Genomic DNA, 26,221 nt, shown 5'->3' on the forward strand with positions numbered 1-26,221 from the left:
ATAGCGCTGAAAAGCACTGAGGCTTTGTGTGTAGAGAGAACACTCCGTATAATTGTCTAAATTAAGCTTAAGCAACCTAAAGATGAAGAAGGCCCTTGTATATCAAATAGAAGTTATTCTCGAAAATGAAAATAATGCTCTCAAAGGTTCAGCTTTTGAGAAAATGATTAGAAATGTTCTCAGAATACAGAGATATAATGTTCAGCCAAATGTAAATTACACAGGTCTAGAAATAGATTTAGAAGCGTCCCATATGGACAGGAATGAAAAGCTATATGTGGAGTGTAAGGCAAAAGAAAGAGTAAGCGCAACCGAAATTAGTAAATTCTGCTTCAATGTTGATTTTAAAGAAGCCGATTTAGGGTATTTTATAAGAACCAAGGAGTTAGAGCATCAGGCAGCAGGTTTAGTTAATGAACTAAAAGATAAGAAAAAATACAAAAATCTTACCTTCTTTTCGCCGGAAAAAATAATAGATATACTAATTAGTCATAATTTGTATAAATTACCACAGCTTTCTGTTAGCGACGAAGAGGTAAGTAAAATGCTTCTTGCTGTTACATACATGGGGGATTTTTTCGTGTATGTATTAAATAAGACTAGTAGGGGCCTGCCAAGTCATTTTATGGTCTTTAATGCTATCAATGGAGCTGCTATTGATAGTAATTCTATAATAAATGTTCTCACAGAGCGTATTAGCGATATTACGGGATTAGAAATAATTGAAGACGAAATATTATCTCAGCATGTTAGTATTAATAATGTTAAAATAGTTGATAGTGAAATAAATTCTATCTCACCAGTGCTAGAAAGTGAAAATTGGTTTGATTACTTGCCTGCTTCTATTAAGCATTTTATAGGAAGAGATGCTCTCAAAAAAGAAGTATTCTCATTCTTTCAAAGAGTAGCGCAGAGTGACACTAAGAAGAGAGTGTTCTATTTGAATAGTAAATCTGGATGGGGAAAAAGTTCGATGATAGTTTACCTTAAAGGTAAATGCATGTCTGATTATTATAAAAATAAGTTTTATTTATATGGAATAGATTCAAGAAGTATTTTGTCAAGTAATTTTCCAGCTTTGTCTTTTCAGGCTGCAATTGATTCTGCGCTTAAAGATGGCTTTATTGGTAAGGCAGAGGGATTTGAAAACCTGCAATTTACTTCTGGTACAGATGTTTTGAGTTCTGATTCTGTTAAAAGCCTTCTAGAATATTTGCAAAAAAAAAGTAAAGTTCTTATTATAGTATTCGACCAATTTGAAGATATTTTTAGAAAGCAAGGTTATTTCAAAGCTTTTTATAAATTCTTAATAGATGTTAATAATGCTCAAACTAATTTAATAATTGGATTTTCCTGGAAAACTGAAATATTAATTCCCTCTGAGAATGAGTCATATTATTTATGGCAATTAGCTAAGGAGCAAGCTGAGTCATTTTCTATACCCGAATTCGGCCCCAAAGAAATAGGAGGCGTTATAAAACAGTTAGAAGATTCTGTGGGAAATCTAAGGATGGATTTGAAAAGAAGCTTGATAGAGGGTTCCCAAGGGTTTCCTTGGCTCATCAAGAAATTTTGTATTCACGTTTATAATCAAGTTCAATCTGGTGTGCTCGTTGATGACTTAGTGGAAAGTGGAGTTAAGTTTCAAGATTTATTTGATAAAGACTTAGAGAACTTAAATGGCGATGAAATAAAATCTCTAAATTATATTGCCAAGAGAGCATATGACAGTAAGTTTTTTGATGAAACAGAAGTTGGCGATATAATTAAAGAGAGTATAATTAGTTCTTTAAGGGACAAACGTCTTATTATTAAATCTGGGGTAAATTATAATATATACTGGGATATTTTTAGAGATTATTTAGTTAATGGTACAGTTCCAGTAATTGGTGAAACGTACATACTAAGGGCTAGTTATAAAGGATGTTTGGCGGTATTCTTGCAATTTAGGGATGGTAAAGATAGGTCTATGGATGATATAAGAAAAGGATTTCCTAGGAAAATACAGGAGAATAGCCTGAATAATATTTTGGCTGAGTTACGTAGCATAGGCTTGCTAGCGAAACGTAGCGATGGTAATTACTACATTGTAGAACAAGATTTAATAGTTTCTGTAGAATGCTTTAAAGTTTATATAAGGAGTAAATTTTCTGTTTATACACCTTATATTGAGTTAGCTAAAATTAAGCATTCAAAATTTTCTAGCTTTGATGTTGTAAGTGTTCTTAAAAAGATATTCAAGGGTTATTCTTATCAAGATAAAACTTGGAAAATGTATGCGGCAACCTTAATAAACTGGTTTAAGAATGCTGGAATGGATATTGCTAATAATTACAAAGCAATACGTTCCTCTCATGTAAAAAGTAGTTCAGCTAAAGATTTAGGAGGAGCATACTATAGTCAAAATGTCCCTCGTTTATCGCCTGCGTCAATTATTCAATACTTTGAGGCTTTCAAGGCAGGGGAAGTATTGCCAAACAGGATTTCTTTAGAGTTAAGAAATTTTGAGTTGATATTTGCAGATGGTAGCGGTGACTACGTGGCTAAAGAGTTTAATGCCCAAGATACATCGGTAGAGGATTATATCAGGAATAGAGCTAAATCAATTGATAAAATTGATAAGGTTGTTAACTATTTAGGTAATAATCAAAGGCCTAAATCTTCTGATTTACAAAAAGATATGCCTGAATTATTCGAGGGTAGGACTACAGTGAACTCTAGGAATGTAGCTGCCTCTAATCTTATAAATTGGGCTAGATTTAGTGCAATTGATGGAGCAAGTGCATTATATGCACGAACTTATGTTATTGAAAAATCTATAATAATTACCATTTCAAGAGTAGCACCTAAACTCTTGCTTGAATTTCTGTATAGGTTAGATGAAGTGTATTTTGAAACTTCGCAAGATAAAATTAAGCTTAGGGCATTAATGAAATTAGGCCTTGTTGTAGATGATAGAGGCATATACGTGCTTTCTAGAGAAGGGCAAAATATGCTTAAGATATCGAGTGATGAGGATAAATTGACTTGTATGGCAGAGTTAGCAATGAAAGATGAAAAATTTAAGCAACTGCTTGCTATTTGCCGGGATAATATGAAATCTTTAATGGTTGAAGAGGCGCTTAAGAAAGTTCTTCCTGAGTCATTTTCGAGATATTCAGCTCTTTCTTTAAGGAATCGTGCTCTTACTATAAAATCATGGATGAGTAACTTGCTATAGCATGTTTATAGTAGGTTTTATAAAGTAATACATCCCCCGCCACACCTAGGAGGCCGCTAGCGGTTGGAGGAGGCAACTGCTCATTTCCGTGTAAAACGCCAGTTTTACCCTTCTCCAAACCAACCCACTACCTGCCTAATGGCTGAAGTAAAAGCCCTGGCTGTCAGCGCCGCCTACGGCCAGCTTTCTCATGCGCTAGGCTAACGCCGCCCTGTACCATATGCGCGCAGCGTGGGCTTTCAGTCCGCGAGTCCCTGCGCCCGGTACTAGCGGACTCGTAGCACCCGTGCCACAATCTAATTCCCCCGTATTTCCGCCTTCAACCCCTCCACAAACTGCGTGAACTCGGGTTCGGCTTCTACGTCGGGGTGCCAGGCCAGGCCGAGTTTGGCCAGGTTGTACTGGTGGCGGGGGCTGATGGTGGCCCCGGGCAGCAGCTGGCCGGTGGCGGGGTCGCGCTCGGGGGCGAGCAGCCAGAGCTGGTCGGCGAGGGCGGTGGTGGTGGCAATGTCGTGCGAGATGATGAGGACGGTATTCAGCTCGTGCAGCGTGGTGACTTCCACGATGAGCTTTTTCACCTCGTCAATCATGGCCACGTCGAGGCCCGAGAAGGGCTCATCGAGTAAAATGAGGTGCTCGGAGCACAGCAGCTGTTGTGCGATGGCCGCCCGCTGGCGCTGCCCGCCCGAGAGGTGGGCCGGGTACTTGCGGGCGTGGGCAGCCAGCCCGAAGCGGCTGAGGTAAGCCTCGGTGCGGGCCTTGGCCTCGGCGGGGTCGTGCTTGCGGCGGGCGGCCAGCAGCAGGTTGTCGAGCAGGGTGAGGTGGTTGAACAGGGGGTAGCGCTGCTGCACGTAGCCCACGGCCCCGGGCTGTACGGGCTGCTGGGCCTCGCCCACGCGCACGGTGCCGGTGCTGGGCGCGGCCAGCCCCGCCAGCAACCGGCACAGCACCGACTTGCCAATGCCTGAGCGACCATAAATGCCCACTACCTGCCCCTGGTTGATGCCGGGCCGGATAACGTCGAGCACCTGCACATTGAGGTCGCGCAGGATGATTTCGCTGCCGAAGGTCATGGACACGTCTTGCAGCGTCAGCAGCGGGTCTTTGTAGGAGTGGGGGAGGGCGGTCATAATGAGGTAGCGTGGACCCTGTGAGTCCGCGCGTGGGTAGGTGAAGGGGGATGTGAGCAGTCGTTACCACGCGCGGACTCGCAGAGTCCACGCTATCGGCGTATTTTGCGGGCGTGCCCGATTTGATTGATTATGCGCGCCGTTTGCCACACCGCTTGCCGCCGGGTGAGGTCTTATTCCTCATGTTTCGGCTGGCTGGCACCATGCCTCAGCAAGTGCTGGCGCAATGGCAAGCAGAAGATGAGCTGAAACGCAACCGTTTGGAAATGAACGCAGACCAACGCTACGCGGAGCAAAAGCGGTACTTCGGCCGTTTTGATGCGCAGCTAGCCAAATCCGAATTTGGCCCCACATGGCTAGCGCAGCCTGCAGTAGCAGCGGTAGTGACGCAGTCGCTCCATCACTTTCATGGCAAAGGCTACGAGCTGCTCTGCTACTGCGTAATGCCCAATCATGTGCACCTAGTACTATTGGTGCCGGTGGGTGCGCCTCCCTTGATTAAGACCTTGCAGCGGCTGAAAGGCTACACGGCTACGCAGGCAAATAAGCTGTTGGGACGCGCCGGGGCTTTTTGGCAAGCAGAGAGCTACGACCATGTGGTGCGGGCGGGTGAGTTAGCGCGCATTATTTCTTATGTAGTGGAAAACCCGGTGAAAGCCGGGTTGGTGGCAGAGTGGCAGCAATGGCCGCATACCTATTGGGCACCTGGGTAGCGCGGACTCTGCGATTCCGCGCGTGGGGGGGCGTTAGTAGCGTGGACTCTGTGAGTCCGCGCGTAGGGGCGTAGGGGGTCGTCCGGGTATCGTGCCACGCGCGGACTCGCAGAGTCCACGCTACATTTCGTTCAGCCCCGCGTAAGGAAAAAACGCCTTCCGCAGCGCCTCAAAGCCGTAGTCCTGGGCCACGCCCACGGCCAAAATCACCAGCTGAATAGCCACCACTCCATCCAGGTGCAGGTACCGGTTTTGCTTGTACAGCAGCAGGCCAATACCGCCTTCGCTCTGGTACAGCGTTTCGACCAGCGTAATCAGCGTCCAGATGATGGCGAAGTTTTGGCGCACTACCTCGAGCATGTCGGCGAGCTTGCCGCGCACCATCACTTCCCAGAAGCTGCCCCACTCGCCCAGGCACAGGGTGCGGGCGTGGTCCAGCTCCTCCTGCGTGGTGCCCAGAATAACGCGCGTCATGCCCGTCACCAGGTACACCGTGGCCCCAAACACTAGCACCGAAAGCTTCACCTGGTGCCCCGAGCTGAGCAGCAGGGCCATAAAAAACGTGAGCCCCGTGAGCGTGAGGTAGCGCAACTTACTCGCCGCAAAGGCCAGCGGCCGGAAAAACGGCAGCGCCGTGAGGTACGAAATCAGCAGCGCCAGCACCGTGGCAATGCCCAGCGCCTGAAACGCCGTGAGTAGGCTGGCCCACAGCTCTTGCAGCAAGCCCTGGCTGGTGATGAGGTCGCCGAGGGCGCGAAATACATCGCCCAGACTGGGGAATAGTTGGAGCGGAAAGAAGAGCCACAATGCGAGTAGTACCAGCACCTGGCCGGCCACGAGCGCGGCTAGTGTGGCGCGGCGCGGGTGGGCGTTGGGGGTGAAAAGAGGGCTCATGAAGTTTGTTAGCGAGTTCAGAAAGAGCTTGTGGGTAGCCAGTTTGGCGATGCTGTGGTAAAGCAGCTGGGAAGCATGGGGTATCATCTTTTCACTAGCGCCGGCTGTCATTGCGAGCCTGCGAAGCAATCGCACCTGAACGAGTTGTTTGGGTATCGTTCTGGGGCGATTGCCGCGCTCCGCTTTGCTGCGCTCGCAATGACAGTTAATTGATTGAGAGGTAATTAGTTGCCCAGCACCACTTCCACGCGGCGGTTTTGCGCTTTGCCGGCCTCCGTGGCGTTGGTGGCTACGGGCTCGGCGGCGCCGTGGGCGTATACCTGCACGCGGCCCTGGGGGAAGGCGCTGGCGCTTTTGGCTTGCAGCCAGTGGGCCACGGCTTCGGCCCGCGACTCGCTGAGCTGCTGGTTCTTAGTAGCGTCGCCGGTGTTGTCGGTGTAGCCGTGCACGGCCACTTTGAGGCGGCCGGCCACCACGAGGTCGTCGAAGAGCTGGCTGAGCTCGCGCTGGGCGGCGGGGGTAAAGGTGCTCTGGCCGGTGTTGAACTCGATGTTCCAGGCGCGCTTGCTCACGCTACGGCGGATTTCATCGTCGGCGGCAAACTGCTGGGTTTCGGCCGGGGCCAGGTTCTTACCCTTGTACTGGGCTTGCAGCTTGCGCAAGAGGCTGAGGTCAAGCATGTTGGCCAGGGGTACGTAGCTGGGTAACTCCTTGGGGTAGAGCTTGCTCTGCACGTCGCCGAAGGTCTTGTACACGGCGGCGTAGATGTTGGTGCCGCCCTCGTCGAGGCCAAACAAGCTCAGGTTATCGCTGAAATTGAAGGCTTTGCTGCCGCCCAGCTCCACTACCTGGCCGGTGCGGTCGGCCTCGCTGGTGCCTTTGTAGTACTTCAGCCAGTAGGCGCCGGGCTTGTCCTGGTCACCATATACCTGGGCCGAGACGTCGGCGGCGCGGGTCAGGGCTTCGGGGTGGCTTTTTACCTGGTCGCCGGCCACGGCGAAGGCGGTCATCAAACTCAGCACGGCGGGCTGGTGAGCGTCGTACCAGCGCTTGGTGGTTACCATGATGTTGGGCATCTGGTTGGAGTAATCCTTGGTGCTCACGATGTTAACCAGGCCGCCCTTTTGCTTGGCGATGTTCACGTCGCCGGGCGTCCAGGTGGCTACGGCGTCGGCTACCACGTCCACGCTTACGCCGGTGCGGTGGCCGCCCACCACTTTGGCGCGGCTTTCGGGCTTGCCCACGATGTACTTTTCGGCGGCCACCAGGAAGTCGCTGGCGGCCATGAAGTTCACGGCTTCGGGGTCGTAGGTGGTTTCGTCGGGGTTCACTTTCAGGCCGTTGTCGGCACACCATTTCAGGGCAATGTTGTGGTCGCCGTCGCGCAGGTAGCAGGCCACCGTTTTGCCGAGGGCCGCCTTGGGGTTTTCGAGCCACTCTTTAGGCCCCATCAGTTTGTCTTCGCCAAAGCTTTTGCCCACCGAGTAGGGGATTATTTGAAGCTGGGTACCCGCCTTTTGCAGCTGCGCTTGCACGGCCGAGAAAGCCGGCAGGCCATCACCCATGATGCTCACAATCAGGCCCGGCGTCTGCGGGTTGCTTTGCAGGTCGAGGGCGTTTTTTACCAGGTCGGCCTGCATTTTCGACACGTCGTCCTGGCGGGTTATCTGCATGTCTATCTTGTTGGCGGCCAGGGCCGAGCCCTGGGTGGTGCGGGGGCCGCCGTTGGCGAACATGCCGGCCATCTGGGAATTCCAGGCCATCACTTCCCACACCACGGGCGTGCCGTTTTCGGCGGGGGCGGTGCCGGGCAGCGGGGCCAGCGGCACCACCAGCGTGGCGCGGCTGCCGCTGGGCGCGGCCGGCAGCTCAATCGAGCTGAGCAGCACCGACTGCGTATCGGCCTTTTGGAAGAATTTATTGCTGGCAATCAGCTTGTTGATGCCAAAGTACAGCAGTACGAAGAAGATGGTGCCGAGTACGAGTTTACCGCGAGTTGTCATTGGAGTAGCGTGGACTCTGTGAGTCCGCGAGTTGTTTAGTTGTTAGGAAAATGAAGTAGGTGGCGCGACGCGCGGACTCGCAGAGTCCACGCTACAGCAGCACGGCAATCAGCAGCAGGGCCAGCAGGCCACTAATCAAGCAGGCTAGAATAGGCATCATCGGAGCGTTTTTTAGTGGCGGCTACGGAAGTGGAAGCGGGGGCTTTGTCGTTGGTTAGCAAGGCGTTGAAGTCGCCTTTCTGGTAGCGGTCGAGCAGGCGCTGGCCCTTCTCGCTCATCACGCCGTTCTGGATGTCCATCTCTTTCACAAACTCCTGCGAGTAGCGCATGGCCTGCTTAATCTGGCCGAGCTGCTGGGCCATGTCCTGGGCCACGCGGTCAGTGGCGAGGTCGAAGAAGTACTTCTTGTCGGGGTCGCCACGCAGGATGTTCATGGCGGCCCGCATGCCTGAACTAGTGCGTTTCACGAGCTCGTATTCGTCTTTCAGCAGACCCACTTTGAACTTGCTGCCGTCAATCTGGCGCAGGGCGGCTTTCAGAATCTGGCGCATTACCACGCTCACGCTGGCGGTGGTGGTGGCCATGGGCTGCAGGCGCTGGTTGTAGTCCAGAATCTGGGCGGCGCGGCTGGCGTAGGCTTCGGCGGCGTCCTTTTCGTTTTGGCGAGTGGCCGAGTCGGCCAGGGCCAGGTACTCTTTCATTTGGGCGTCGTTGGTGGCCAGCTTGCGCTTCACCAGCTCGTGGGCCCCCTCGATGTGGCCGATTTCGCCCTCCATCTGGCGGGCTTCCTTCTCGGTGTTCGAGATGTAGTCCTCCATGATGCCGATGGGGTCAGTGTTGACGAAAATGCCCGCCGCGGTGCGCAGTATCCGCTGCCCGGCGTACCACAGCCCGGTCTGAATCCGCTTGTTGGTGACCAGCAGAAACAACCCGAACAACACGCCTAGCCCGATACTTAGCTTCACGCTATTGAACACGATATCAACGAGGTAGGGCACAATTTGGCCCCAGTAGTAGACGCCGGCCGCGGCCGCGCCACCCAGCACCACCCAGCCCGCTACCTTTTCGGGCTGCTGCCACTTGGGCAGGGTGGGGCTGAGGTCAGCAGGAAGCAAGGTTTTCATATGATTGGCTGGTTGGTAAGTGAGTGATGGGTACTCAATGCCAAGACCAATGCCGAAACCCGGCAGGAAAACCTTATTGCTTATTAAGTAAATGATTTATAGGTAGTTAATAAAAAATCCCGCCCGGCAATAAGCCGAGCGGGATGCGTATTTTTTCCAAAATGAAAAGCCGGTTTTGCTAAAAAAGAAAAGCGAAAGAGCTGCTAATGCTGACCGAAACGGTAGCGCCGGCCCAGGGCTCCGGTCTAGCAGAACTGCTTTGGGTAGCGGCTAGAGCGGCTTTTCAGCTGGTATACTTGTCCCAGTCCGATGGCAAAGCCGGCCGACCGGTTGCCGTGTGCGCCGCGTGGCTAATCGTACAGCTATCGTTCACGCGACAACCGGTCGGCCGGCTTCGCCGTCGGACCGGGCCCTGAAAACCAAAAGCCCTACCTGCGGGGTGCAGGTAGGGCTTGAGAATGGTTTAGGTCAGTAACCTAAGGCTTTCGCTTAGCGGCGGGCTTTCTTAACCGGAGCCTTCTTCTTAGCGGGAGCTTTTTTGGCGGGAGCCTTTTTTACCGGGCTCGTTTTGCCTTGGGCTTGCAGCTCGGCTACCGTAGGAGCGGCACCGTACTTCACTTCGGCCGAGTTAGGCTCGCCGGTGAGGAAGGGGTCGAAGTCCACGCGGCGGTTCAGGGCTTGGCCAGCGGCGGTTGCATTATCGGCAATCGGCTTGGTTTCGCCGTAGCCACGGGCTTCGATGCGGTCAGCGGGGATGCCTTTGCTCAGCATGTAAGCGCGGGCCGAAGCGGCGCGGTCGTAGCTCAGTTTCAGGTTGTAGTCATCAGCGCCTTTACTGTCGGTGTGGCCGGCGATGCTGAGCGAGTAGTCGGGGTACTCGTTCAGAATCTGCACCATCTGCTGCAATTTCGGGAACGAGGTGGGCTTCAGGGTAGCCTTGTTGAAGTCGAAGTTGATGTACTTCGTAGCCTCTTTCAGGATTTTCTTCTGCTCGGCCTTAATCTCGGGGCAGCCTTTGTTGCTGGCGGGGCCGGCACGGTCGGGGCAGCGGTCCATGTAGTCGGGCACACCGTCGCCGTCGCGGTCAAGCGGGCAACCGTTGGCATCTACTTGGGCACCAGCGGGGGTGTTGGGGCACTTATCGAGGTAGTCGGGCACTTTGTCGCCGTCGGCGTCAAGTGGGCAGCCCGAAGCATCGACGCGCACGCCGGCCGGGGTGTTGGGGCACTTGTCGTCGTTGTCAGCTACACCGTCGCTGTCAGCATCGGGGCAGCCTTGCAGGGCCGCAGTGCCTTTCACGTCGGGGCACTTGTCCTGGTAGTCGGCTACACCGTCACCGTCCGTATCAATGGGGCAACCGGTCAGGTCCACCTTCACGCCAGTAGGGGTGCCGGGGCACTTATCTTTTTTGTCTGATACGCCGTCGCCGTCCTCATCCTTGGCTTTGCCGATGTTGGCACGTACACCGGCCGTAAATTGCAGGTAACGGTCCTTCTTGTCCCAGAAAGTGGTAGCTGCGGGGTTGTTGGCTACGCCGTCCAAACGGGCATCGTCAGTTTGCAAATAAGCCTGGGTGGCTTGCACGTAGAACGTAGCTGCCTCACCCAAGTGGAAGTCAAGGCCACCACCTACGTGGCCCCCGAAGGCACCAAAGCGGGTGAAGTTGTTGGGGCCCGTTGGCGTGGCGTAGCGGTCAGCCAACACCCACGAAAACTGCGGCTCTACCAACAGGTAGGGGTGCAGGAAGAACTCGTCTTTAACCGGCAGCTTCAGCTTGAAGCCCAGGCCAGCCTGGTACATCTGCGATTTGAAACGCGGGCCTGCGCCAACTGAGCCATCCTGCGGGAAGCGCAGGCGGGTATAGTCCAAGTCCAGGCGCAGGTCGAGCCAACGGCCAATGTACTGCGTAACGTCGAGGCCGCCGCTGTAGGGCATATTGTCCCACTTCCAGAACTGGTTGCCGAGGTCGCCGCGGTACTGCGTGGCGTTGGCGTGCAGGCCAATGGCCGTTTTGCGGTCCGCCGTTTGGGCGTTGGCCGTGGACGCGGCAGCCAAGAGGCCGAGTCCGAGTAGGGTAGCTTTAGAAGCTAGATGGTTCATATAAACCGGGGTAATTGGTAAGAGGAAGCAGACGTATAATTAACCCCGGGTAGCGCAGGGATGACCCAGGATTGCGCATTAAACGGGCCAAGGGGCCGAAAGGATGTACTCGCTTCTAAAAATTGCGCTACTTTATCCGCTTTTCCGACAACTTCGCTGCCCGATTCAGCAAGTTCAGCCCCGCTAGGCGGTGCGTTCAGCGGCCACTTTGGCACGTTCGCCTAATCGCAGATAAAAGGCTGGTTTTGCCCCGCAGCGCGGCGCACTGCCGGGGGCGCGGCCGTAGCTTCACTGCCAGAGCGAGTACGTTGCTTCTCGCTCTTCGCTCGTTAAGTACAGTGTGTATGCGCCCGCAGGTTGTGTCTTCTATTCCCCGCCCGCCCCGCCCGCCCCGGCCCGGTACGGCGGCAGCCCAGGCCCCCGTTGTGTTTTCGCGGCGCACCTACCTGCTGATTACGCTGGCCGTTTCCATCGCCTTTGGGGTGCTCGTATTGCCCTCGGCCATTTTGCCGCGCACGCATACCAATGTGGGCGAGGTGCTACTGATATTTTTGAACACGGTGCTCATTTTTGAGGTGCAGTTTGGGTTTCACTACCTGCTGCGCTACAGCCACAACCCGGTGCAGCGCCGGCTAAACCGGCAATCGGGACGCGCCAACCGGCTGCTGCGGCTGCTATTTATCGTGCTGGGTACCAGTGTCTACGCTATGTTTCGGCACTACTTCGATTGGCGCCTGGGCATTCGGTTGGATAATAATCCGCCGGGGGTAATCCTGGCAGTGGTGCTGATTGTGACCATGGTGGGGGCCTCCTTCCAGCTGGCCATCGAAATGGTGGAAAACAGCCGCTACCTGGCCCTGGAAAACGAGCTTCTGAAGCGGGAGCAGCTGCAAGCCCGCTACGAAAGCCTCAAGCAGCAGCTGAGCCCGCACTTCCTGTTCAATTCCCTCTCCACCCTCGGCGAGCTTATTCATGATGAGCCCGACGCCGCCGCCCTGTTTGTGGAAGAAATGGCCCAGGTGTACCGCTACCTGCTGCACCACGGCGAGCAGGCCGCCGTGCCGCTGCACGAGGAGCTGCGCTTTGTGCGCTCGTATATGTACCTGCTGCAAATGCGCTTTGGCGCGGGCATTCAATTGCACATCGACTTGCCGGCTGCCATTCAGCACCGCCTGGTGCCGCCGCTGGCCTTGCAGCTGCTGCTCGAAAACGCCGTGAAGCACAATACCGTGAGCCGCCGCCAGCCCCTGGTTATCGACCTCGATTTTGTGGCCCCCGCCACGCTGCGCGTGCGCAATACCCGCTCGCCCCGCCTCACGCCCGAGCCCAGCAGCGGTACCGGCCTGCGCAACCTCACCAACCGCGTGCGGCTGCTCAACCAGCAAACGCTGCTAGTGGAGCCCACCGCCGCCGACTTCTTCGTGTACCTCCCCTTACCCGCTTAGCTTGCCGTTGTGTTAACTATTCTGATTATCGAAGATGAGCTGCGCCCGGCGCGGGCCTTGCAGCGCCTGCTGCTGAGCGAGCGCCCCGATGCCCAGGTAGTGGCGCACCTCGAATCCATTGCCGATGCCGTGGCCTGGCTGCCCGCCCACCCGGCCCCCGACCTCATCCTGATGGACATTCACCTTTCGGATGGCAGCAGCTTCGAGATATTTCGGCGCGTGGAAGTCACGTCACCCGTCATCTTCATCACCGCCTACAACGAGCACGCCCTGGAGGCCTTCGAGGTCAATGGCATCGACTACCTGCTCAAGCCCATCAGCCGGGAGAGCTTGCAGCGTGGCCTGCACAAGTTTGAGGCCCTGCAACGGCATTACGCCAGCACGGCCACCTCGGTGGCCGCTGGGCTGCCCGGCCTGCCCGAGCTGCTGCGCACTATGCAGCAGCTTAGCAGCGCGCCCGCCCACCCCAGCAGCTGGCTGGTGCCCTACAAAAACAAGCTGCTGCCCATTGCGGCCGCCGACGTAGCGCACTTCGTTATTCGGCAGGGCGCAGTGCACCTCACCACGCTCGATGGCCAGCAGTATCCCCTCGACAGCACCCTTGAAGAGCTGGAAGCCCAGGCCGACCCGCAGCAGTTTTTTCGGGCCAACCGCCAAGTGCTCTTCGCTCGCGCCAGCGTGGTGGCCCTGGAGCCGTACTACAACAACCGGATGCTGGTGCACCTGCAACCAGCTGTCCCCGAAGATGTTATCGTGCCTAAGTTGCGCATAACCGAGCTGCGCCGCTGGGTGAGCGCCGGCTAGGCCAGCGCCCGGCCCGCTTCAGCTACCAGGCCCCCATTAAGCGCCGCACCAGCACAATCTCGCCGGTGTGGTACGCCGCGTGGTCGCCAATGAGCAGGGCCTCGCGCAGGATATTTTGGCCCGTGCCGTGGGGCAGGGGCGCAAACAGGTCGGTAGCCGGGTCTTCGAGTAAGTCGATAAACCGCTGCTGGTCAGTCATTAGCTGGGCGAGGGCAGTCTGCCAGCCGGCTTCGTCTGCGCCGGGCGCGGGGCTGGGCCAGTAGCCGGCGGGCCACTCGGGCGATACGTGGGCGGGGTTGAGGCAAAACTCCACAATGTCGTGCTGCGCAATGCGCACGTGCTCCACTAGTTGCCAAATGGTGTAGGGCAGGCCCGGCACCACCTGATTGCGCAGCGGGGCGGGCAAGTCGGCCACGGCTTGCGCCAGGGGGACGTGCGCATTGCCGCCGTCCAGTAGTGCAATCAATTCGGCCACGAGGGCGGCGCGGGTGTGGTTTTCCATGAGTGTAAAGAGTTAAAACTCCGCTTACGCAGCCCGCTCAAAATAGGTAGCCCGCCTAGCGCTGGCCAAACCGGTAGCGCAGCCCCAGCGCCGTAGACCCCGGAAAGCCTGCGTATTGACCCTGCAAAAAGCTGCGGCTGAGCGTCACATCCAGCACCGCCTCCAGCCGCTGGCTGAAGCGATACCGGGTACTGAGGCCGCCCGTGAGCAGGAAATTGGTGCGGCTGTAGCGCTCGTTGTATCCTACGGTACCGATAACATTTTGCAGGCTATCGGTATCGGTTCGGGAGTTATCGTAGTGCGTGCGGTCATGGTCCAGGGTAAGGCCGCCCAGCACATCAAACTGCACGCGGTGCTCGGGCTTGCGGGTGAGGGTGTAGCGGGCCAGCAGGCTCACCGAAGCACTGCGCCACGAGGTATTACCCGAGTAGGTATAAAAGGTAGCCGGGCGGCCTGCCGTTGTGTACATAGGGTAGGGGCCATCATTAGTATACCTATAGGAGTTACCGCTGTAGGCCACGCCCAGCTGCACCGCCAGCCGGGGCAGCACCTGGTAGCCTAGTGTGAGTTGCACCGGCACGGTGGTGCCCCCATAGTAAGTGCCGCCCAAGGGTTGAAAATCACTGCTATACGCGGCCAAGCCCACGTAGTAGCGCGGCGTGGAGTCGGCAGTTTGGGCGCGAGCTGCTAGTGGTAGGCTCAGCAACAGCGTGCAGCCTGCAAGTCGAAATGCAGTCATAGGAGCAAGGAGAGATAAGAGAACTGCAAGGAAGAAGCCCTGCGGCGCGCAAGGGTTGCAACCTACCCGCAATGATAGCCCCGAAGTGCGGGCGGCCCTGGTGCGGGTAAATTTGTCCTGCCCATGAACGACCCCGAAATCCGCGCCCGGCTCTACCCGCTGCTCCTGGGGGGCGTGCACATCGACGAGCTGCCCACCGGCACCACCCGCGCCGACGTGGTGCACATCACGCCCGCCTTCATGCACGGCTACGAGGTGAAGGGCGACGGCGACACCCTGCAACGCGTTAAAAACCAGCTCAAATGCTACGGCGAGGTCTACGACTTCGTCACGTTTGTGGTTACTGAAAAGCACCTGGCCAAGCTGCTGCCGCTGCTGCCCGCGTGGGTGGGCATCTTGGTGGCCCCGGCCGAGGGTGCGGCCCTGCGCGAGCACCGCCCGGCCGGCTACAACGCCACCGTGCAGCGCGCCCCGCTGGCCGCCCTGCTGTGGGTAGAGGAAATAAAGCAGTACCTGTTGGCGCTGGGGCTGGCCGGGGCCAGCACATTGCGCCAGCGCGAAATAGCGCAGTTTTTGCGTACCACCCACACCGTGCCGCTGTCGGGCCTGGCCCAGTACGTGCGCGAGCGCCTCATGGCCCGGCTACCCGAGCGCCTGCTGCTGCGTGAGGAGCGCCGCGCCGAGCGCGCCCGGCTGGCCGGTATTCGGGCGCGGCGCACGAAGAAAAAGCGGGCGTAACGCCACCGCTACGCCGGTTTGTCCGCATCGGGAGTTGAGAACACGGTGCTCCACTCGGCGCTATTCGGCCGCTCTACTGTCTCGAGCTGCCAGTCGCTTTCGGCAATGCCCGCCTCGCGCAGAATAATGGTGCAGTTACGTCGGTGGGTTTTGGCATTGCTCCGGCCTTCGTAGTACCACCCTTCTACCAGCATGGCCGGGCTGTGCAGCGTGCCGGCTTGCGTGGCAAAGTAATTAGGCTTCACAAGTTGCAGCTGTGCCCACAGGCCGGGCCCCGCAATGTCGGCGGCCAGGCGGGCCGTGGTAGCCACCATGGCCACCCAGCTGGATAGGGCCACGCGCTGGCCGCGCAGCACGATGGCCAGGGGGCGAATGTTTTCGGTATGCGAAGCATCGGCAGCCTCCTCGGCGTCGCCCGTTTCGGGGGCAAACGACGGCCAGCGGGCGATAACGCGCTGCGCCAGGCGCTGGCCGCGCTCCCGGATGGCGGCCGCATCCCAAACCGGCGCGGCGGCTAGCTCGGCATTTAAGCCCACGTTGCTGTCGGCGTAGTGCTTTTGCTTTTGCGCAAACGGCAGGTTGGAAAGCTCACTGTTATAACCCGTTAGCGTCAGGTTGCCGAGCGTGTGCAGCAGCTGTTGGTGGTCGCGTTCCACCTCGTTGCCCAAGGCTTTGCGCCAGGCCTCGGTGAGCGTTTGCGGCATGATGTGCTCAATGCTCAGGTCGCTCAGCAGCACGGTTTCCTTGGGGCTCAACGCCATTTCCAGCGTGTCCAGCAGCAGCTTGGTGCGGGTGTGGCGCTCGCCCGCGTGGTGGTAAAGCGGCTGCTCTTGCAGGGCCTTGGACACGTCGGCATCACTGGGGTAGTTTTGAGTGGCCAGGTAGGTACGCATATCTTCCAGCAAAGCCTCCGGCTGCTGGTCGAGGCGGTTGGTGCGGGTAGCCAGCGTTTGCATCGACTTATTGGCCCCGTTGAGGCCCCGGCGCGCGACAAAGCCGCGCAACGCGAAATTCTCCAGCAAGTCGAGCACGGCCAGCAGCGTAGCTTCCGCCATTTGGCTGCCGTGGCGCACCTGGTCATAAAAGCGCATGATGAGGGGGTAGGCTACCGTGAGGCGGGTGCGGTGCAGGCGGCGCAGCGCCCGCTGAATAGCGGGGTACTGCGTTTCGCGCTCGGGGTGCAGCATGCGGGCGTAGGTGGGCGCGTAGCGGGCCAGCTCGGCCAGTACTTCGGGCACGTCGCGCTTGGCCGTGGCCTTGCGGAAGGAGAGGTACACGTCCGACTGCGGCACGTTGCCGCCATTGCGCATGAGGTAGTGCCAGATAAAGGCCGTGAGCGCATCGCCCAGCGCCGATTGCATGGGCATCCAATACTGCTCATTCAGCTCGTCCTGCTTGTCAGGATGAATTTTCATGAACAAATAATTGCGAATCAGGTCGGCCGCCGTTAGCTGCATGCCCTTAGCATTCAGGCTCTCGAATACCAGATAAGGGTCGTCATCGTCATTCAACGTGATGCTCACTAAGGACAGGCGTTCGAGTATGAGGCGCAGCATTTCTTCGGCGCGTTCCGAATCAGCTTTTACCCAGCTGCTGAGCTGCTGCTGAAAGTACTGAAACGCTTCCGTAATCAGGCCCGGCACCGGCTCCGTACTCGTCGCGTGGTCGGCTATCTGCCGAAAGGCCGCCCGGTCGGCTTGCGTAGGCAACAGCTTGTAGCGCTCATGGGCCGGGGCGTATTTATTGCCCAGGTACGTATCGGTAATGCGCTCGGCCAGCCGCTCGTGGCCGGCGGCGCGGGCCGTATCGCGCAGGGCAATAAGCAGAATGAACAGCGTGGTGAGTCGCTGCTGCCCATCAATGACGGCGTACTTGCTAACGCCCGTGGGTACCGTGTTGGTGGGGTGCATCACCACCGAGCCAATAAAGTGCTGGCGGCCGGCTTCTAACTCTGGCAGCAGCAATAAATCTTGCCAAAGCGTCTTCCATTGCTTCAGCTTCCAACTGTAAGAGCGCTGAAAAAGCGGCACCATAAATTGCATTTCGCCACTAAAAAGCTTCTGCGGAGTTGCGTAACGAGCATCCATTTGAAATAGGTAGATAAAAAGAAGCGGCAGCCAATACTATTTCAAACATACGACTGCTTGCGTCTCTACTGATAGTTTGGCCGGCATTCGGGCGCGGCGGCGGGCCGGGCGGCGCCCAAAGTAACCTGGGATAATCCGCGGGCTACCCCGTAACTTTCGGATAAAATCCGCGTCGATTCTATTTTAGCTATGCAAGACAATCCCCTACTCTCGGCCACCGTCCTGCCCCGGCTATCGAAGGCTCCTACCGGCATTGAGGGCCTCGATGAGATAACCGAGGGCGGCCTGCCGCTGGGCCGCCCCACGCTGGTATGCGGCAGCGCAGGCTGCGGCAAAACGCTGATGGCCATCGAGTTTCTGGTGCGCGGTATAGAGGAATTTGACGAGCCGGGCGTGCTCATGACTTTTGAGGAAACGGCCGACGAGCTGGCCGACAACGTGGCCTCGCTGGGTTTTGACCTGCGGCAGCTGCAAGCCGACAAAAAACTGCGTCTCGACCACGTGCACATCGACCGCTCCGAAATTGAGGAGGCCGGCGAGTACGACCTCGACGGGCTGTTTATCCGGCTGGGCTACGCCATCGACTCCATCGGGGCCAAGCGCGTGGTGCTCGATACCGTGGAGGCGCTATTTGCGGGCTTCGACAACGAGGCCGTGCTGCGCTCGGAAATCCGCCGGCTGTTTCGCTGGCTCAAGGACAAGGGCGTGACCACCATCATCACGGCCGAGCGCGGCGAGGGCACCCTCACGCGCCAGGGCCTGGAGGAGTACGTGTCGGACTGCGTGATATTGCTCGACAACCGGGTAATTGACCAGATAACCACCCGGCGGCTGCGCATTGTGAAGTACCGCGGCAGCACCCACGGCACCAACGAGTACCCCTACCTCATCGGTGAAGACGGCTTCTCGGTGCTGCCCGTGACGTCGCTCAAGCTCGAACATACTGTCTCTGACGAGGTTATCTCCTCAGGCGTGCCTGGCCTCGACGAGATGTTTGCGCGCCGGGGCTGGTACCGGGGCAGCAGCGTGCTGCTCACCGGCACGGCCGGCACCGCCAAAACCACCCTCGCCGCCGCCTTTGCCCTCGAAACCTGCCGCCGCGGCGAGCGCTGCCTCTACTTCGCCTTTGAGGAGTCGCCGGCCCAGCTGCTGCGCAACATGCGCTCGGTGGGCCTCGACCTGCAACCCTACCTCGACCAGGGCCTGCTGCGTATCGACGCCTCGCGGCCCACGCTCAACGGCCTCGAGCGCCACCTCGTGACGCTGCACCGGGTAGTGGCCGAGTTCCGGCCCCAATCTGTGATTATCGACCCCATCAGCAACCTTATTTCGGTGGGCAGCATCAGCGAAGTGCGCAATATGCTCACGCGAATGATTGATTTTCTGAAGGTTAATAACGTGACGGCGCTATTCACGGCGCTCATTAGCAACCGCAGCGGCCAGCTTGAAATGGCGGAGGAAGGCGTGTCGTCGCTGGTCGATACCTGGATTTCGGTGCGCGACCTCGAAGGCATTGGCGAGCGCAACCGGGGCCTCAGCATTCTCAAGGCCCGCGGCATGGCGCACTCCAACCAGGTGCGCGAATTTCTGGTTACCGACCACGGCGTGCAGCTGCTCGACGTCGTTATCGGCCCCGAAGGCATTATTACCGGGGCAGGCCGCCTCACCCAGCGCATTCAGGAAGAGGCCCAGCGCGTGGTGCAGCAGCACGAAACCGACCGCCGCGACCGCGAACTGGAGCGCAAGCGCCGCATGCTCGAAGCCACCATTGCCAACCTGCGCACCGAGTTTGAAACGGTGGAGGACGAGCTGCGCCGCGTGAGCCACGAGGAGCAGACGCGCGGCACGGCCCTGCGCGAGGGCCGCACGGCGCTGTCCACGGGGTTGTCGGCCGATTATTTGGCCAGCCAACCCAACGCCCAGCCTTAGCCCACGTATCTGCCTATTGTTATGATGGAAGTGAGCGAAGACCTGCTTGATGCCCCCGCCCCCGCGCCCGGCGAAACCTGGGAGCTGCGCCTGTACGTGGCCGGCCAAACGGCCAAGTCGATTGCGGCGCTCGCCAACCTGCGCCGCTACTGCGAGCAGCACGTGCCGGGCCAGTATCAGCTGGAAGTAATTGACTTGCTGCAACAGCCGCAACTAGCGGAGGGCGACCAGATTCTGGCCATCCCCACGGTGGTGCGCAAAATGCCGGAGCCCATCCGGCGTGTCATCGGCGACTTGTCCAACGAGGAGCGCGTTATCGTGGGGCTCGACCTGCGGGTTAAGCACTTGTAGGTCGTGCCCATGAATGCCCTTGCCCCGCCTGAAGAACCTGCCTACGAGTTTTACCTCTACGTGACCGGCGCCACGCCCAACTCGACGCGGGCGGTGCGCAACATCAAGGAAGTTTGTGAGCAGCACCTCGCCGGGCAGTACACGTTGCGTATTATTGATATGTACCAGCACCCAGAGCTGGCCCAGGAGGCGCAGATTGTGGCCGCGCCCACCTTAGTGCGGCGGCGGCCGCTGCCCCAGCGTCGGCTGGTGGGCGACCTCTCCAACGGGGCCGCCCTGCTTACCCTACTCGGACTCAACCACCCGCTGCCCCCCACCGCATGACCCCCACCGCCGCCGAGCTGGCTCGGGAAAACGAAGAGTTGCGCCAGCAGCTGCGCGAAGCCGAAGAGCTGATTGAAGCCGTGCGCACCGGGGCCGTGGATGCGCTGGCCATTCAGGGGGCCGAGGGGCCGCGCATTTTCACCCTCGAAAGCGCCGACCACGGCTACCGCACCCTAGTGGAGCAAATGAGCGAGGGCGCGGTGCTGCTCGCCGCTGATGGCTTTGTGCTTTATTGCAACGCCGCGCTAGCCCAGGGGTTGGGCTGTGCCCAAACCGATATTCTGGGGCATTCATTCAGCGAGTTTATTCCGGTTAAGTACTTGGCTTACTGGGTCGAGCTGTGTCAGCAGGGCTGGCAGGGACAGGTGCGGGGTGAACTGCCCCTGCAAAGCTGCCACGACGGCGTGCTGCATCCGTTTTCGGTATCGATGAACGTGCTGACGTTCAGCGGGGCGCCCACGCTGGCCGTGCTGCTGGCCGATGTATCGGCGCGCAAGGAAATATCGACTATTCGCTCGGTGGTGGCGCAGCAAAACGCCCTGCTCGACCGTAAAAGCGCGGAGCTGGTGCGCCAGCAGGCCGCCCGCCTAGCCGTCGAAAAAACGGCCAACGAAGTGAGCCGCGTACTCGAAGGCATTCCGCAGATAGCCTGGACGGCCGACAGCCAGGGCCGGACGACCTATCTCAACCACCGCTGGTTCGACTACGTGGGTGAAAATGCTACCTCGCCCGAGCAATTGGCCGACCGCATTCACCCCGACGACTTTGCGGCGTCTTTCCGCAGCTGGGAGCACAGCTTAACTACCCAACAGCCCCTGGAGCTGGAGTGCCGCATCCGCAGCCAGGCCGGCGACTATCGCTGGATGCTGGGCCGCGCCCTGCCCTCGCGCAACGAGGCCGGCGAGGTGGTGCAGTGGATTGGCACCTACACCGACATTCACGCCCATAAGCTGGCCCAGGAGCGCGTGGCCCAGGCCCAGCGCCTGCTGCGCGACAACAACGAGGAGCTGACCCGCGTGAACGTGGACCTGGATAGTTTCATCTATACCGCCTCGCACGACCTCAAAGGGCCCATCACCAACATCGAGGGCCTGCTGCAAGCCCTCGCCGACGAGCTGCCCCTGGAGGCCCGGCTGCGCCCTTCGGTCAGCGACATTATGGGGATGCTGACCAAGTCGGTAACCCGGTTTCAGCGCACCATCGAGCAGCTCAGCGACGTGGCCAAGCTGCAGCGCGAGCACGGCCTGGCCGTGATACCGGTGCCGCTATCAGCAGTAGTACAGGGAGTTAGCCTAGACTTGGAGCCGCTGGTGCGCACCAGCGGCGCGCAGCTCGATGTGGAGCTGGCCGACAACGCGGCGGTGCGCTTCCTCGAAAAAAACCTGCGCAGCCTGGTCTATAACCTGCTCAGTAATGCCCTCAAATACCGCGACCCCGGCCGGCCGGCCCGCGTGCAGCTGCGTGCCCGCCCCGACGGCCAGTTTCTGCGCCTCACGGTGCAGGATAATGGCCTGGGCATCGATGCGGCCGGCCAGCGCAAGCTTTTCGGCCTGTTTGAGCGCCTGCACAACCACGTGGAGGGCAGCGGTATTGGCCTGTATATGGTCAAGAAAATGGTGGAAAACGCCGGCGGTCGCATCGCGGTGGAAAGCGAAGTGGGCGTGGGCTCCACGTTCACGGTGCTGCTGCCGCAGTAGGCGCGCGGTGGTAATTTCGTAGCAGTGACTCCTGCCCCCGCCGCGCCGCGCAAAATCATTCACCTTGACATGGACGCGTTCTACGCCTCCGTGGAGCAGCGCGACGACCCGGCGCTGCGCGGGCGGCCCCTGGCGGTGGGCGGCTCCCGCGAGCGCGGCGTGGTGATGGCCGCCAGCTACGAGGCCCGTACCTACGGCGTGCGCTCGGCCATGCCGGCCAGCACCGCGCGCCGGCTGTGCCCCGAGTTGCTGTTCGTGCCACCGCGCTTCGAGGTTTATAAGGAAGTGTCAAGTCAGATTCGGGAGATATTTGCCGAGTACACGCCGCTCATCGAGCCGGTGGCGCTCGATGAAGCCTACCTCGACGTGACCCACAACCTCAAGCACTTGCCGCTGGCCAGCGAGGTGGCCCGCGAAATAAGGGCGGCTATCCTGGCGCGCACCCAGCTCACGGCATCGGCGGGCATTTCCTACAACAAGTTCTTGGCCAAGCTGGCTTCTGATTATCGCAAGCCCAATGGGCAATATGTGATTCCGCCCGGCCGGGGGCTGGCCTTTGTGGAGAAGCTGGCGGTAGGGCAGTTTCACGGCATTGGGCCGGCTACGGCGGCGCGGCTGCACGCGCTGGGCATCTTCACCGGGGCCGACCTGCGCCAGCAGCCCGAGGCCCTGCTGCGCCAGCACTTTGGGAAGGCCGGCGGCTACTACCACGCCATTGCCCACGCCGAGGACCACCGCCCCGTGCAGCCCGACCGCCAGCGCAAGTCGGTGGGGGCCGAGATGACGTTTGCCCAGGACCTGCACGAGTTGCCCGCTCTGCTGGCCGCCCTGCTGCCCGTGGCCGCCAAGGTGTGGGCCTACTGCCAGCGTACCGGCCAGTCGGGCCGCACCATCACGCTAAAAGTAAAATACGCTGATTTTCAGCAAATTACGCGTAGCCGTAGCGTGTTGGTCCCGGTGCCTGATGAGGCTGCTCTGCTGCGCACCGGCCAGGAGCTGCTTACCGCCCTGCTGCCCCTGCCCAAGGGCGTGCGCCTGCTGGGGTTATCGCTATCAAACCTGGATGGGGAGCTGGCCCCAGCCGGGCACAGTGGGCAGCTGGCGCTTTTTTAGGGAAGCGAGGGCCAAAAACAACGTCATGCTGACGAGGGAAGCATCTCGCTTGCATCGTTGAATTACCAATCTACTAACGCGGGCGAGATGCCTCCCTGCGGTCCGCCTGACGTTCTTTTGCACTGTTCATTGCTCATTACTCACTGCTCATTACTCACTGCTCATTACAAACAATGTCTGCCATCCACGAAATCGAACAGCTGGAGCGCCGCCGCTTCGACGCCCAAATTGCCCGCGACCTGCCCACGCTGGCCACCATCTTCGCCGACGACCTCATTTACACCCATTCCAACGGCCACCAGGATGGCAAGGCCAGCTACCTGGCCTCCATCGAAAGCGGCCAGAGCCGCTACGATAAGGTTGATATAGAGGCTATTATCGTGCGTCCCTATAACGACGACCACACGGCCATCGTCAACGCGCTCATCCAGATTGACCTGGGCCCCGGCGCCGATGGCCAGCCTAGCTTCACCCGCATCAAGTACGTGGTGGTCTATATCAAGGATAATGCAAAAGGCTGGCAGCTAGTACTTTGGCACGCGCAGAAGCAGGCTAGCTAACTGTGCAGTCAGCTTTTAATAGCTAAACAGCGCGTCGGGCCCAGCCCGGCGCGCTGTTTTTTTAATGTGTTGATTTCCAGATACTAACTAATCCGCTGCTTTTGCCTGCGAACGGGTCGGTGGTGGGAACGGGTAACGCGGCGATGTTTTTATCGGTTTGGGGGCGCTCGCCGGGCAGGCCGCGGTTCACGTCCCAGGAGCGGCCGTCGGGGTAAGCGCCGACTACGCCCAGGTCATTGCCACCCAGGTTTTTGTGCCCCACCCCGGCCGGAATTACTAGGATGTCGCCTGCCTGTACGCGTACCCGTTGGCCCGCCTCGCCGCCCAGGTGCAGCAGCGCCGACCCCGCATAAACGCCCAGCACCTCGTGCGACGTACTGTGATAATGGTGAAACGGATACACGCCATTGCGCCAGGAATTGGTCCAGTTGTTGGCCGCAAAGTGGTTTTCCAGCCAAGCCGCGCCTGCCGCATTGCGCGCCGCGAAGGCCTGCCGGTACAGCAGCAGCGGGTAGCGGCTGTTGGGAATGGTGCCATCGTCTTTGAAGTACAGCTTTTCGGGTTGCATCAGGCGTGTGGTGCGAAGGGTAGCGGCGGCCAGGCCCAACGGGGCCAGCCCCAGCAAGGGAAGGAAGGTTCGCCGATTCATAGAGACTGGTTTACGGCGCGGCCGGGGCTGGCGGCCATCCGGGCTACTGCCCCAGTATGGGCAGGCGGATGGACGAGGCGTGGCCCGGCTCGTGGTAGAGGCGAATAGTGGCTTTTTTAAAGTCCTTGGCCTCGGCGGTGGAGATGTTGACGAATTGCTGCGGGTTGCGGTCCACGAGCGGAAACCAGGTGCTTTGCACCTGCACCAGCAGGCGATGGCCTTTTTTGAAAGTGTGTAGCACGTCGTTCAACTCGTATTTTACCTCGGTGGGTACGTTGGGCTGGAAGGCCTCCGGCTTCTCGAAGCTGTTGCGGAAGCGGCTCCGAAACACGTCGGCCCGCACCAAGCGCTGGGTGCCGGGCAGGGTGGTATTTTCCGCCGCGGGGTCGGCCACGTCGTCGGGCAGCACATCGATGAGCTTCACCACAAAGTCGGCATCGGTGCCGGAGGTACTCACCCACAGGTCTACGCCCAGCGGGCCGGCCACGGTGAGGTCCTGCGCCAGCGGCTCGGTTTGGAAGGTGAGCACGTCGGGCCGCTCGGCCGCAAAGCGCTGGTCGGCAATCATATACTCGTTGCTGCGGCTGCTGAGAATGCCGGGGGCGTAGGGTACGGGGTGGGCCGGGTCGCTTACGTATTCGTCGGCGGGCGCGGTGGTGGGGGCAGTAGTTAGCTGGCCCGCGCCGCCCAGGTAGTAGGGGCGCGGCTGCGCGCCGGCCGGCGGCCAGGCCGGATACGTTTTCCACCCGTTGGTACCCGTGTCGAAAACCGTGGCTTCAGCCGGGTTAAAACTGCCCTTATCCTTCAGGTAGTAATTGAAAAACGGCGTTTCGAGGGTGCGGCGGTAGTATTCGGCGGTGTTTTGGCCGAAGGTGAGGGGGCCAAAATTGCTCCAGTTGGGGCGGCTCCAGGCACCGTGGGTCCAGGGGCCCATCACGAGGCGGTTGGTGGCCTTCGGGTTTTGCTTTTCGATGGCCTGGTAGGTGTGCAGCGCCCCAAACAGGTCCTCGGCGTCGTACCAGCCGCCCACTACCAGCACGGCGGGCCGCACGCCGGTGAGGCTGGGCCGGCTATTGCGCGCCTGCCAATAGGCGTCGTAGGTATCATGTTGCAAGTATTCATTCCAGATGCGCGCCCGCTGGTTGAAGTACTTGGGCTGATTAGCATTTTTAAGCGGCCCCAGGTCCAGGAAAAACTGGTAGGCATCGGCAATTTTCAAGGGGAATAACTCCTCGTACTTGGCCAGTGGCTGGGGCCGGGGAACGTCGAAGGAGTTGGTAAAGTCGAAGTTGTCCAGTAGGAAAAACGCCCCGTTATGCCGGGCATCGTCACCCATAAACTCGTCCGTGACCGGAGCCTGCGGCGACACGGCCTTGAGGGCCGGGTGGGCTGCCGGCAGGCTGGCCGTGGCATAAAAGCCGGGGTACGAGATGCCCATGATGCCCACGCGGCCGTTGTTGCCCGCCACGTTTTTGAGCAGCCACTCAATGGTGTCGTAGGTGTCGGTGCTTTCGTCGTGGGGCGCGGTTTTGCCCTTGGCGGCTTTGCCGCGGCGGCCGGCGGGCAGGGCCGGCGTCATTTCCTCAAACTGCCCTTCGCTGAGGTAGCGCCCGCGCACATCCTGGTACACAAAAATGTACTTTTCCTGGCTGAGCTCGCGGCTGGGGCCGGGGCCGCGGGTGGGGTAGGCGTTGGCCCCGCGCGGGCCGGCCGAGTAGGGTGTGCGCTCCAGCAGAAAAGGATAGGGGCGGGCGGGGCCGGCATCGAGCGGCACGTACATGATGGTGGCCAGCCGGGTGCCGTCGCGCATGGCGATGAGCTGCTCCACCTTGCGGTAATTTTGGCGCACAAACGTAGAGTCCTGGGTGCGGGTGGGCGGGGTAAGCGCTTGGGCAGCGGCGGGCCGGGTGGCCGACGAGGCCAGCAGAGCCAGGCCGGCGAGCAGCCGGCCAGAAGAGGAGCGGAGCATAAGAAAAGCCGCGCGAAAGTGCGCGCGGCCCGGAAAGTAATGCCAACCTGGCTTTTGCTGGGCTGCCCGCCGCCAACCGGGCCGAAACCCACGCGGCGACTAGTAGTTTTGGTGGCACAAAGCAGCCTGT

Annotated in this window: 21 protein-coding genes; 11 read left to right on the top strand and 10 right to left on the bottom strand. The window is 58.7% G+C overall.

The window, feature by feature from the left end; genetic code table 11:
* The first annotated feature begins 82 nt into the window (after positions 1–82).
* On the top strand, positions 83–3,220 hold the full coding sequence (locus ACYVGC_RS19035) for a restriction endonuclease (protein ID WP_460585442.1): 3,138 nt from the start codon (positions 83–85) through the stop codon (positions 3,218–3,220).
* Positions 3,221–3,516: 296 nt separating this feature from the next.
* Here the strand turns inward: ACYVGC_RS19035 and ACYVGC_RS19040 are convergent, their stop codons facing one another.
* On the bottom strand, positions 3,517–4,350 hold the full coding sequence (locus ACYVGC_RS19040) for a P-loop NTPase family protein (protein ID WP_460585443.1): 834 nt from the start codon (positions 4,348–4,350) through the stop codon (positions 3,517–3,519).
* Between the two features lie 113 nt (positions 4,351–4,463).
* Here ACYVGC_RS19040 and ACYVGC_RS19045 point away from each other — a divergent pair, with 113 nt between their 5' ends.
* Complete coding sequence (locus ACYVGC_RS19045) at positions 4,464–5,063, top strand: transposase (protein WP_460585444.1); 600 nt, start codon at positions 4,464–4,466, stop codon at positions 5,061–5,063.
* Positions 5,064–5,183: 120 nt separating this feature from the next.
* Here ACYVGC_RS19045 and ACYVGC_RS19050 read toward each other — a convergent pair whose 3' ends face one another.
* The 4 genes from ACYVGC_RS19050 to ACYVGC_RS19065 form a co-directional block, all read right to left on the bottom strand.
* Positions 5,184–5,957, bottom strand: a complete 774-nt coding sequence (locus ACYVGC_RS19050; protein ID WP_460585445.1) for an ABC transporter permease — start codon at positions 5,955–5,957, stop codon at positions 5,184–5,186.
* Between the two features lie 224 nt (positions 5,958–6,181).
* Positions 6,182–7,960, bottom strand: a complete 1,779-nt coding sequence (locus tag ACYVGC_RS19055; protein ID WP_460585446.1) for an OmpA family protein — start codon at positions 7,958–7,960, stop codon at positions 6,182–6,184.
* A 131-nt stretch (positions 7,961–8,091) separates the two neighbouring features.
* Positions 8,092–9,084, bottom strand: a complete 993-nt coding sequence (locus ACYVGC_RS19060) for a hypothetical protein (protein WP_460585447.1) — start codon at positions 9,082–9,084, stop codon at positions 8,092–8,094.
* 489 nt (positions 9,085–9,573) lie between these two features.
* Positions 9,574–11,184: an OmpA family protein gene (locus ACYVGC_RS19065; RefSeq protein ID WP_460585448.1), complete on the bottom strand. Its 1,611-nt coding sequence runs from the start codon at positions 11,182–11,184 to the stop codon at positions 9,574–9,576.
* Positions 11,185–11,543: 359 nt separating this feature from the next.
* Here ACYVGC_RS19065 and ACYVGC_RS19070 point away from each other — a divergent pair, with 359 nt between their 5' ends.
* Complete coding sequence (locus ACYVGC_RS19070) at positions 11,544–12,629, top strand: sensor histidine kinase (protein ID WP_460585449.1); 1,086 nt, start codon at positions 11,544–11,546, stop codon at positions 12,627–12,629.
* Between the two features lie 9 nt (positions 12,630–12,638).
* Entirely contained in the window at positions 12,639–13,433 is a 795-nt protein-coding gene (locus tag ACYVGC_RS19075; RefSeq protein ID WP_460585450.1) for a LytR/AlgR family response regulator transcription factor, read from the top strand.
* Between the two features lie 22 nt (positions 13,434–13,455).
* Here ACYVGC_RS19075 and ACYVGC_RS19080 read toward each other — a convergent pair whose 3' ends face one another.
* Positions 13,456–13,935, bottom strand: a complete 480-nt coding sequence (locus tag ACYVGC_RS19080; protein ID WP_460585451.1) for a DinB family protein — start codon at positions 13,933–13,935, stop codon at positions 13,456–13,458.
* 55 nt (positions 13,936–13,990) lie between these two features.
* Positions 13,991–14,674: an outer membrane beta-barrel protein gene (locus ACYVGC_RS19085; protein ID WP_460585452.1), complete on the bottom strand. Its 684-nt coding sequence runs from the start codon at positions 14,672–14,674 to the stop codon at positions 13,991–13,993.
* Between the two features lie 123 nt (positions 14,675–14,797).
* Here ACYVGC_RS19085 and ACYVGC_RS19090 point away from each other — a divergent pair, with 123 nt between their 5' ends.
* Positions 14,798–15,412 carry a sce7726 family protein gene (locus ACYVGC_RS19090; RefSeq protein ID WP_460585453.1) on the top strand — a complete coding sequence of 205 codons (615 nt, stop codon included), beginning with the start codon at positions 14,798–14,800 and terminating at the stop codon, positions 15,410–15,412.
* 8 nt (positions 15,413–15,420) lie between these two features.
* Here the strand turns inward: ACYVGC_RS19090 and ACYVGC_RS19095 are convergent, their stop codons facing one another.
* A complete protein-coding gene (locus tag ACYVGC_RS19095) occupies positions 15,421–17,499 on the bottom strand; it encodes a DUF262 domain-containing protein (protein WP_460585454.1) in 2,079 nt (692 codons plus the stop codon).
* A 189-nt stretch (positions 17,500–17,688) separates the two neighbouring features.
* Here ACYVGC_RS19095 and kaiC point away from each other — a divergent pair, with 189 nt between their 5' ends.
* The 6 genes from kaiC to ACYVGC_RS19125 all read left to right on the top strand — a co-directional run bounded on the left by kaiC (position 17,689) and on the right by ACYVGC_RS19125 (position 23,473).
* Complete coding sequence (gene kaiC / locus ACYVGC_RS19100) at positions 17,689–19,428, top strand: KaiC family protein (RefSeq protein WP_460585455.1); 1,740 nt, start codon at positions 17,689–17,691, stop codon at positions 19,426–19,428.
* A 21-nt stretch (positions 19,429–19,449) separates the two neighbouring features.
* Entirely contained in the window at positions 19,450–19,779 is a 330-nt protein-coding gene (locus tag ACYVGC_RS19105; protein WP_460585456.1) for a circadian clock KaiB family protein, read from the top strand.
* 9 nt (positions 19,780–19,788) lie between these two features.
* A complete protein-coding gene (locus tag ACYVGC_RS19110) occupies positions 19,789–20,103 on the top strand; it encodes a circadian clock KaiB family protein (protein WP_460585457.1) in 315 nt (104 codons plus the stop codon).
* Complete coding sequence (locus ACYVGC_RS19115; protein ID WP_460585458.1) at positions 20,100–21,800, top strand: ATP-binding protein; 1,701 nt, start codon at positions 20,100–20,102, stop codon at positions 21,798–21,800. Before ACYVGC_RS19110 ends, ACYVGC_RS19115 begins: the two co-directional genes overlap by 4 nt.
* Positions 21,801–21,869: 69 nt before the next feature.
* On the top strand, positions 21,870–22,913 hold the full coding sequence (gene dinB, locus ACYVGC_RS19120) for a DNA polymerase IV (protein ID WP_460585486.1): 1,044 nt from the start codon (positions 21,870–21,872) through the stop codon (positions 22,911–22,913).
* Positions 22,914–23,086: 173 nt separating this feature from the next.
* Entirely contained in the window at positions 23,087–23,473 is a 387-nt protein-coding gene (locus tag ACYVGC_RS19125) for a nuclear transport factor 2 family protein (protein WP_460585459.1), read from the top strand.
* Between the two features lie 61 nt (positions 23,474–23,534).
* Here ACYVGC_RS19125 and ACYVGC_RS19130 read toward each other — a convergent pair whose 3' ends face one another.
* Together ACYVGC_RS19130 and ACYVGC_RS19135 are read right to left on the bottom strand one after the other, a co-directional pair.
* On the bottom strand, positions 23,535–24,122 hold the full coding sequence (locus tag ACYVGC_RS19130; RefSeq protein ID WP_460585460.1) for a cupin domain-containing protein: 588 nt from the start codon (positions 24,120–24,122) through the stop codon (positions 23,535–23,537).
* 43 nt (positions 24,123–24,165) lie between these two features.
* On the bottom strand, positions 24,166–26,091 hold the full coding sequence (locus ACYVGC_RS19135; RefSeq protein ID WP_460585461.1) for a CocE/NonD family hydrolase: 1,926 nt from the start codon (positions 26,089–26,091) through the stop codon (positions 24,166–24,168).
* Positions 26,092–26,221: the final 130 nt, after the last annotated feature.

It is taken from the genome of Hymenobacter arcticus (genome assembly GCF_054779975.1).